The 8261-nt window shown below is 68.6% G+C and carries 6 protein-coding genes; 5 read left to right on the top strand and 1 reads right to left on the bottom strand.

The genetic code is table 11. The annotated features are described in order from the left end of the window. Positions 1–3738 (bottom strand): type VII secretion protein EccCa (eccCa, locus tag K8V84_RS15165; protein ID WP_304075320.1); only part of this gene is annotated, 3738 nt, incomplete at its 3' end. 376 nt (positions 3739–4114) lie between these two features. Between eccCa and K8V84_RS15160 the strand changes: the two genes are divergently transcribed. The 5 genes from K8V84_RS15160 to K8V84_RS15140 all read left to right on the top strand — a co-directional run bounded on the left by K8V84_RS15160 (position 4115) and on the right by K8V84_RS15140 (position 8125). Continuing rightward, positions 4115–4453 (top strand): hypothetical protein, encoded by a 339-nt coding sequence (locus K8V84_RS15160; RefSeq protein ID WP_304075318.1) that lies wholly within the window; start codon positions 4115–4117, stop codon positions 4451–4453. Between the two features lie 25 nt (positions 4454–4478). Then, positions 4479–4778 (top strand): hypothetical protein, encoded by a 300-nt coding sequence (locus K8V84_RS15155; protein WP_304075315.1) that lies wholly within the window; start codon positions 4479–4481, stop codon positions 4776–4778. Between the two features lie 44 nt (positions 4779–4822). Further along, positions 4823–5803 carry a TNT domain-containing protein gene (locus tag K8V84_RS15150; RefSeq protein WP_304075313.1) on the top strand — a complete coding sequence of 327 codons (981 nt, stop codon included), beginning with the start codon at positions 4823–4825 and terminating at the stop codon, positions 5801–5803. Positions 5804–5894: 91 nt separating this feature from the next. Next, entirely contained in the window at positions 5895–7220 is a 1326-nt protein-coding gene (eccD, locus tag K8V84_RS15145) for a type VII secretion integral membrane protein EccD (protein ID WP_304075310.1), read from the top strand. A 14-nt stretch (positions 7221–7234) separates the two neighbouring features. Then, positions 7235–8125 (top strand): ATPase, encoded by an 891-nt coding sequence (locus K8V84_RS15140; protein WP_304075307.1) that lies wholly within the window; start codon positions 7235–7237, stop codon positions 8123–8125. Positions 8126–8261 lie beyond the last annotated feature (136 nt).

The raw sequence follows: 8261 nt of genomic DNA, 5'->3' as shown, positions 1-8261 counted from the left end.
GTTCGACACGTACGGCGCGAACGGGCTCAACGGTTTTTGGCCCGCGGTGGTCAGCACGTCGTAGTCGTCGGCGAGCACGACGACGCGAGGCCCTTCGAAGGCGCCCGGTTCGACCTCCTGGCCCTCCCCGTCCTGGGGGATCCGGTTCTCCATCTCCTTGGCCACGCCGGTCGCCAGGCCCCCGCACACGCGGGGGTTGGTCGCGTACCCGCCGACGTACTCCGGAGGGACGACGTCGCGCAGGTTGCGTCGGGGGTCCATGATCGCGAACACGACCTCCTTGGGCGTGTACCGCGCCGCGAGCCCTTCGGCGATCATGCGCAGCAGGTTGGTCTTGCCGCACTCGCTGTCGCCGATGACCAGCAGGTTCTGATCCCGTTCGAACAGGTCCAGTCGCACGGGGGCCAGGGCGCGCTCGTCCAGTCCGATCGGCACGGTCCTGGGCTCGGCCTCCCTGTCCGGCAGGGCCTGCGCCGAGAGCCGGTGCGGGAGGACACGGACCTCGGGGGCGCGGGCGCCGATCCAGGCACGGTCGATCGCGCGCACGGCACGCTCCACCACGTCGCCCAGGTTCTCGGTGGAGGGGGCCCCGTCGAACCGGGGCAGGGCGGTCTGCGCGAACAGCTTCATGGTGGTCAGGGCCCGGCCGTTGTCACCCTCGCCGATGGTCTCGGCGAGCTTGCGGGCGATGGCCGAGTCGGTCGGGTTGTTGAGTCGAAGCTCCACCTTCTGACCGAAGTTCGACTGGGCGTTCATCCGTACGTCGTTCCAGCGGAGCATCGCCGAGACGATGTGGACGCCGTACCCGCCACCGCGCTGCAGCAGTTCGGTGACGATGCCCTCGACCTCCTCGAAGTCGCGGCGCAGGGCACCGAAGCCGTCCACGCACAGGACGATGTCGGCGGTGGCCAACTCGGGTACCTCGCCGCGGGCGTGCATGGCGCGTAGTTGCTCCATCGAGTCGATACCGCGCTCTCGGAACACCTCCTCCCGGTGTTCGAGCATCCCCCGCACCTCCTCGATGGTTCGGCGGACCCGTTCGGCGTCGGTGCGCACGGCGACGCCGCCCACGTGCGGCAGCCCGGAGAGGGACTGAAGGCCGCCGCCGAGCAGGTCCAGGCAGTACACGGCCACCTGGTCGGGGGTGTGGGTGAGCGCCAATGACAGGACCAGGGTGCGCAGGAGGGTCGTCTTCCCGCTCTGCGGTCCACCGATGACGGCGACGTGGCCACCCGAGGCGGTCAGGTCGAGGAGCCACTCGCCCTGCCACTGCTTGGTGGCGTCGTCCAAGAGCCCGATCGGCACCTGCAGTGCCGGACGCTCACCGGGGATCCGCAGTCCGTGTTCGGTCTCCTCCGGAGCACCGCAGATCGCGTCGATGGTGGTGGCCTTCGGCAACGGAGGCAGCCAGATGGCCCGGGTGGGTTCGCCGTGCTGGCCGAGCTGTCCCACCATCACGTCCAACAGGGTCGGATCGGTCGTGCGGGTGGGCATCGAGGCCTCCTCGTCGGGGGACACCGTCTCGGCGACCTCCTCGGGGGAGGGGTTGTACGCGGTGTACAGCCGGGGCGAGGGGGTGACGTTCTCGTCCTCGGGCTCCTCCTCGATGACCGGCCCGCGGTAGGCGCCGGACACGTAGCCGGCCTTGAAGCGCTGGTAGACGGTGGTGTCGACCTTCAGGTAGCCGAACCCGGGCAGGGCGGGCAGGTGGAAGGCGTCCGGGGTGTTCAGGACCGTACGGCTCTCCTCCTCGGAGAAGGTGCGCAGGCCCAGGCGGTACGACAGGTAGGTGTCCAGACCACGGAGCTTGCCGCCCTCGATGCGCTGGCTGGACAGAAGCAGGTGCACACCGATGCTGCGGCCGATCCGGCCGATGGACAGGAACAGTTCGATGAAGTCGGGACGGGCGGTGAGGAGCTCGCCGAACTCGTCGATGATCACCAGCAGGTGCGGCATCGGGTCGAGTGAGGGGTCCTTCTCGCGCTTGTACGTGTAGTCCCCGATGTTGGGGACGTTGCCCGCGTCGCGCAACATCTGCTGACGGCGCTGCACCTCGCCGGAGAGGCTGGCGTGGACGCGTTCGATGAGGGCGGCGTCGTCCTCCAGGTTGGTGATCATCCCGGAGACGTGCGGCAGGTCCTCGAAGGGGGCGAAGGTGGCGCCGCCCTTGTAGTCGACCAGCACCATGCTGACACGTTCGGGCGGGTGGGAGGCAGCCAGGGCCAGCACCAGGGTCCGCAGCATCTCGCTCTTGCCCGATCCGGTGGCGCCCACGCACAGCCCGTGCGGCCCCATGCCCAGTTGGGCGGATTCCTTCAGGTCCAGGACGAGTGCCTGGCCCATCTCGTCCACGCCGATCGGAACGCGCAGGAACGCGCGTTCGCTGCGAGGGGCCCACAGACGTTGGACGTCCATGTCACCGGGGTCGCGCACGCCCAGCATGGCGGTGAAGTCGACGCGACCACCCTCCTGTGCCGTCTCCTCGATCGATTCGGCGGACAGTCGTAGCGGGGCGAGCATGCGCGCCAACCCGGTCAGGGTGGCGGGGGAGACGTCGTCGAGGACGCCGGTCCGTACGACGGGGTCGGTGGGACGCAGGTCCTCGACCCTGACCTGGTCACCGGTGACGGTGACGCGCACGTTCACGTCGCCGGGCTCGTCGATCTGCCGGGAGACGAGGTGCAGCACGGTGACGCCGAGAGAGGTCGGGTCGACGGTGTGGTCGGGGCGGACGAGTTCGGTGGCCACCTCGCCGTGGGTGTCGTGGATGACGAGGAGTCGACGCAGCAGTTGGTAGGCCTCGCGGCGCCCCATGCCGCGGCGCACCTCGGAGGCGAAGTCGCTCCGCGATCGCAGTTCGTCGGCGAGCAGGGCGCCGAGGTCGCGGGGGGAGGGGGCGATGAGGCGGGTGGCGACGCCGTGTTCACGTCGTTGGGGGTCGAGGACCTGGGGGAGCCACAGCAGCCATGACCAATCGTCGGCGTGTTCCTCGGGGTAGGAGACGGCCAGGCCGGCGTCCTCGGGGGCGTGGAACACGGCGAACTGGGCGACCATGGACCGGACCAGACGCATGATGTCCTCGCGTTCGCCCACGACGCTGACGTTGCCCGTCATGTCCAAGGGCAGGGCGAACGGCATGTCCGGGATGGTCTCGAAGCGTTGGATGACTCCCTGGGCCTCGGACTGCATGAACGGGTCGGTGGGTGCCAGGGCGGTGCCCTGCTCGGCCAGGTTCAGGGGGCGGCCGGAGGCCACACCGGTGCCGACCCGTACCTTCAGGAAGTCGTTGTGGCGCCGGCGGCGTTCCCAGAGTCGCTTGGGGTCGCGGAGGACGTCGTAGAGGGCCTCCGGGGGAGGGTCGAGCAGGCGTGCGTGCGCCCGGGTCTGCTGTTCCCAGGTGCTCAGCCTCTCCCGCAGCTCCTCCAGGTACTGGAGGTAGAGCTCGCGCTGGTTGCGCCTTTGCCTGCCGACCTGGCCGCGCCTGGAGAACAGCATGAGCAGTGCGCCGAGGAGGGCCACGCACAGGACGACCGCGCCCAGGGCCATGAAGGCCGGATTGCGCATGACCATCATGATCGTCAGGGAGGCCATCATGCCCACCATCGGCAGGATGGCCATGAGCGGATTGCCCTGGGACTTGCCGTCGGGGAGGGTCGGAGGAGCCTCCACTTCCCTGGACTCCTCGGCGGGAGCCGGGTGGGTGGTGCGTGTCGGCCGGTGTACGACACGGAGGGCCATCGGCGTTCCTCTCGACTCTGGGAGAAGTCATGAGATCGGGCAGGAGCGACAAAACCCTATCGAAGCAGGGCTTCTAAGGTTCTTTCGTGTTCCCGCACAGGTGTCGGTGCTTCGGGGGACAAGGGCCATTCAAGGGGTGGATGGTGATCTTCGTCACGGTTTATGGGTTCGTCGAACATTTCGAGCCGGGCGGCGAATCGGTCGCGCCTTGTGTTCGGGCAGGTCATCGAAGTGATCGGTGTGTTCGAAGGGGTCGAAAGCGCGGTCGGCGCTGTCGGGGCGTCGTGATGGAGTATGGGAACCGTAGGTCTGTTCGGCGCATCCCCTGGAAGTCGGGGTCGGCCGACGCCAATCCTCGTGACAAGGCAGGTGGAAAATGGCGGACAAGGAACTCGATTTCCATCAGGCATCGTTCTCCAAGATGACCAGCAATACCGGTGAATCGGGTGAACAACTCAGTACCCTGGTCAACAGGCTCGTGAGTGCGGTTGATCCGCTGAAGGACAAATTCGAGGGTAGCGGCAGAAATTCACTCGACGAGCTTCACCGTCGGGCGGAGACGGTGTCCATCCTGGTGAGCGGTGATCTCAGCAATCTGAACGAAGGTCAGATGGAAATGATGAACGCTGTGATGCAGGGTGACCAGGAAATGTCGGACTCGACTCAATCCCAGATGAACGCCGCGAATTTCGATGTCGGCAAACTCCGGGCCTAGATAATTCCTTGGGGATGGTGCGTAGATGAGCGACTACACGAAATACAGCAAGAACGCTTCGGCCGACGTCCAGGAGACGATCACGAGCATCACCGGTGAGTTGGAGAGACTCATCGACGACCACGAGATCGACGTCAACTCCGTCATGTCGGAAACCGTGATCGAGGGTGCGGACGTCACCTACCTGGAGAAGGACCAGCGTTGGGCCCTGGCCGCCCAGGAGGCCAGGGAGATCATCGCCATCATCCGCTCCGTGATGGAAGAGAACGACGGAATCGCCGACAGCGCCCTGACCAGGGCCCGGACCGCCGCAGAGAACATCTGACTCCGTTCCGGTAGGAGGAACGAAGTCACCGAAGAGGAGCACCGATGGGCCGCGACTACGACAACCAGTTGCTCGAATCGGTCGCGGTCCGTCGGCAACGCCTGCGCGAGGCGGTGTTGTTCGGCGGACAGCGGACCAAACGCCGCTTGGACGAAGGAATCGGCAAGATCGTGATCAGCGCCTGCCTGGCCGCGGTCGCGTGCGCCGGAACGGTCGGTTGGTCCTTTGTCACCAACACCCTCGGCAACCAGCGTCTGGAGCGTGAACAGGCCGAGTCCGGGCCGGTGGAGAACGCCATCCCGGCGATCCCCGGTGAATGGGTGGGAGCACGGGTCGACCTGGCCATGCTCAGGGAACAGCTGGATCAGGCCCAGGTCCCGGAGGACCTCTACGTCCTGCCCGGCGAGCCCCGGCCCGAGCCCGGAACCGTCGGCAGCTACTACCTCATCACCGAAGACGACGAGTTCGGCGCACTGTCCGTGGTCGTCATGGACGACGACCAGGGGCGTCCCGGCTACCAGTTCGCCGACGAGGACGAGACCGCTCGCTGGCTCTTCCAGGAACTGGCGACCACCGAGGGTGATCCGGCGACGCTCAGCACCACCGACGAGGCCGCCGCCGCGGAGAAGACGTCGGACCTGGTGGAGGAGGTCCGAGACGGCCTGGACCAGCGCAACGCCGAGTCCTACCTGCACACGCTCGAATCGGGGGACATCCTCGACTCCTTCGGCCCGGAGAGCGGGCGCCACCTCTTCCCCGACGGAACCCCCTACGCCGAACGCGGTCTGCCCGACTATGTTCGGACGGACTCCGGCGATCAGGACCTCTATCACCGTTACCGGGTCGTCCACCCGTTCCGGGTGACGGCCACCACCGCTCCGGCGGAGGACGACAACCCCGGTGGAGGCGTCCGCTTCACGCTCGACACGGCAGGGTTCTCCGAGGTGCCGCCGGCGCCGACCCTGCGCTGGTTGATCGGCCAGGGGTACGTCGAGCGTGTGGCGGTCGACAGTGTTCCCCGATGACGAGTTCCCCGATGACGAAACCGGTCGACGCGCGTGACGCGTGACCAAGCCCGTGGCGCGTCGCGCCGCCCGCACAGCAGAATGGAAGGCCATGACCGCTTGGAGCCGTGTGACGATCGTCGGTGAGGAGCGCCGGGTCGACGCGGTACTCCCGGCGAGCGAACCCGTCGGTGTCCTCATGCCGGAGGTCCTGGAGCTACTCGGAGACGAGCCCCAGAACCCGGCCAGGCTGCGACACCTGGTGACCGCGTCCGGCGCGGTCCTGGCGGGTGAGAACACCCTGGAGGAACGCCGGATCGAGGACGGGTCCGTGCTCTGGTTGGTCCAGGACGAGGCCCCCGTCCCCGCTCCGGTGGTGCACGAGGTGCCCGAGGCGGTGTCGAAGGCCCTGGACGACCACACCGGACGCTGGACCCCCGAAGCGGCCCGCTGGAGTGCCACCGTCTCGTTGGCCGCACTCGCCCTGGGCACGGCCTGGCTCGTCCACGGACACCTGCCGGGAGGAACCGGTCTCGCGGCGATCGTCGCGATCGCGTTGGTGCTGGTGACCGCCGGCGCCGCGATCGGACCGACCTGGCGGGAGCCGTTGGGCACCGCGCTGTCGATCAGCGGCACCGTGGTCGGGGGCTTCGGACTGTGGCGGGCCGGGGACCACTTCGACTGGCCGGGCTGGGCCCTGTGGGGCGGGACCGCCGCGCTGCTCTCCGGGCTCGTGCTGTTGCTGGGCCTCACCTCCGGGCTGGGCAGGGGCGGGCTGGCCGGGGGCGGTGTCGGTCTGGCCCTGGCCTCGGTGTGGACTCTGTCTCGCGCCCTGGGCCTGCCCACCGACCTCGTCGCGGTGCTGCTGACCGTGATCTGTGTGCTCGGGCTGAGCCTGCTCCTGAGGGTCGCCCTCATGATCTCGGGGCTGACGGTCCTGGACGATCGCCGAAGCTCCGGCGAACCGGTCGCCAGGGACGACGTCCTCACCTCCGTGGCCAGGGCACATCGCAGTCTGGTCATCGCCACCGTGGCGGTGGCCATCGCCGTGGCCGTCGCGGGACTCGGGCTCGTCACGAACCTCACCCCCTGGACGTCCGGGCTGTGCGCGGTGCTCGCGATCGTGGTGGCGAGCCGCTCTCGGCTGTTCCCGCTCATCGCGCAGAAGGCCGCGCTCATCGCCGCGAGCCTCGTGGTGCTGATCGTCTTCCTCGTCGAGTGGGCCGGTGGCGAGTCGTGGGCGGTCTGGCCGGCCCTGACCGTGGCCATCGCGGTCGCGGCCGTCCCGGTGGTCGTCCTGGCCACCGAGCAGCCCGAGCACGTGCGTGCGCGTCTGCGCGGTGTGACCGGCCGGTTCGAGGTCATCGCCGTGATCGTCATGGTGCCGTTGGCGGTCGGCGCGTTCGGGACCTTCGAGCGACTGCTCGCGACCTTCTGAGGGGGAGGATGACGATGGGCGCCACCAAGGCGGTACACGGGGACCCCTGGCCGCGCAGGTTGGGCCGAGCGGTCGTGACCCCCTTTCTACCGGCGTCGGAGATCGCCGACACCATCGAGCTGCGCAGGCGTCTGCAGCGTTCCACGGCCACGGGCCGTCGGATCCTCGTGGACGACTTCGGGACCGGTGCGGACACGGCGGTCGTGACGGCTCTGATCGCCCGGGTCCTGGCCCACCACCGTCGGGACCGGGTCCTGACGGTGGACGCCACCGACCGGCTTCCTCCGCTCGGTACCCGGTTGGACACCCACGCCGCGCACGCCCTGGGCGAGGGGGTGCGGACCGCGAGTTTCGAGCAGGCCAAGGAGAGTCTCGGTGAGGTGGCACCCGGCCTGTGGACGGTCCAGGCGGCCCAGAACAACGAGGACGCCTACGCGGCGGGTCTGCTCCCGCTCTTCCGGTTCTTCGGTGTGACGCTGGTGACCGGTGGTTCGGGAGGGGCGTTCGTGAACGCCGTCACCGAGACCGCCCACTCTCGTGTCCGTGTCGTGCGGGCGACCCGGGACTCGGCCCGGATCGTGGGCCGCAGGCTCGACGGTCTGCTCCGTGAAGGCCGACGGCACGAGGTGGAGAACAGCGTGATCGTGGTCTTCGACCAGGAGAGGGACGAAGATCCGGGGTTCGACGCCGCGCGGATCACCCGCATCATCGCCGAGAGCGGGGCCGAGGCCGTTCGCCTGCGCTACGACCGCCACCTCGCCCAAGGACTCGCCGTGCAGATGCGCCGGGTCTCGGAGGCCACCCATCGAACGGCGATCCACATGGCGGCGGAGGCCATGACCAAGGCCGTGGCGACGGTACGACCCCGGTACGCGGCAACGGAAGGGAGAGGTGAGTGGGCATGAGCCGGCGAGACGCGGAGGACCCGGCGGAACCGAGCGACGGGTCGTCCCCTCGAACGGACGCCTCCCCCCAGGGACCGGACTCGGTCCGGCGGACCCACCCGGGCGCGGACCGGTACTCCGGCGACCCGAACACACG

It is taken from the genome of Nocardiopsis listeri, assembly GCF_020741345.1.
In the GTDB taxonomy this organism is placed as follows: Bacteria; Actinomycetota; Actinomycetes; order Streptosporangiales; family Streptosporangiaceae; genus Nocardiopsis; species Nocardiopsis listeri_A.
The sequence above is the reverse complement of the archived record's forward strand: the minus strand, read 5'-3'. Positions and strand labels throughout refer to the sequence as shown.

Bases quoted from the DNA above. Each gene is read 5' to 3' on its own strand.
- eccD (WP_304075310.1), top strand. From the start codon at position 5,895: ATGACCGCTTGGAGCCGTGTGACGATCGTCGGTGAGGAGCGCCGGGTC.
- K8V84_RS15140 (WP_304075307.1), top strand. From the start codon at position 7,235: ATGGGCGCCACCAAGGCGGTACACGGGGACCCCTGGCCGCGCAGGTTG.
- K8V84_RS15160 (WP_304075318.1), top strand. From the start codon at position 4,115: ATGGCGGACAAGGAACTCGATTTCCATCAGGCATCGTTCTCCAAGATG.
- K8V84_RS15150 (WP_304075313.1), top strand. From the start codon at position 4,823: ATGGGCCGCGACTACGACAACCAGTTGCTCGAATCGGTCGCGGTCCGT.
- K8V84_RS15155 (WP_304075315.1), top strand. From the start codon at position 4,479: ATGAGCGACTACACGAAATACAGCAAGAACGCTTCGGCCGACGTCCAG.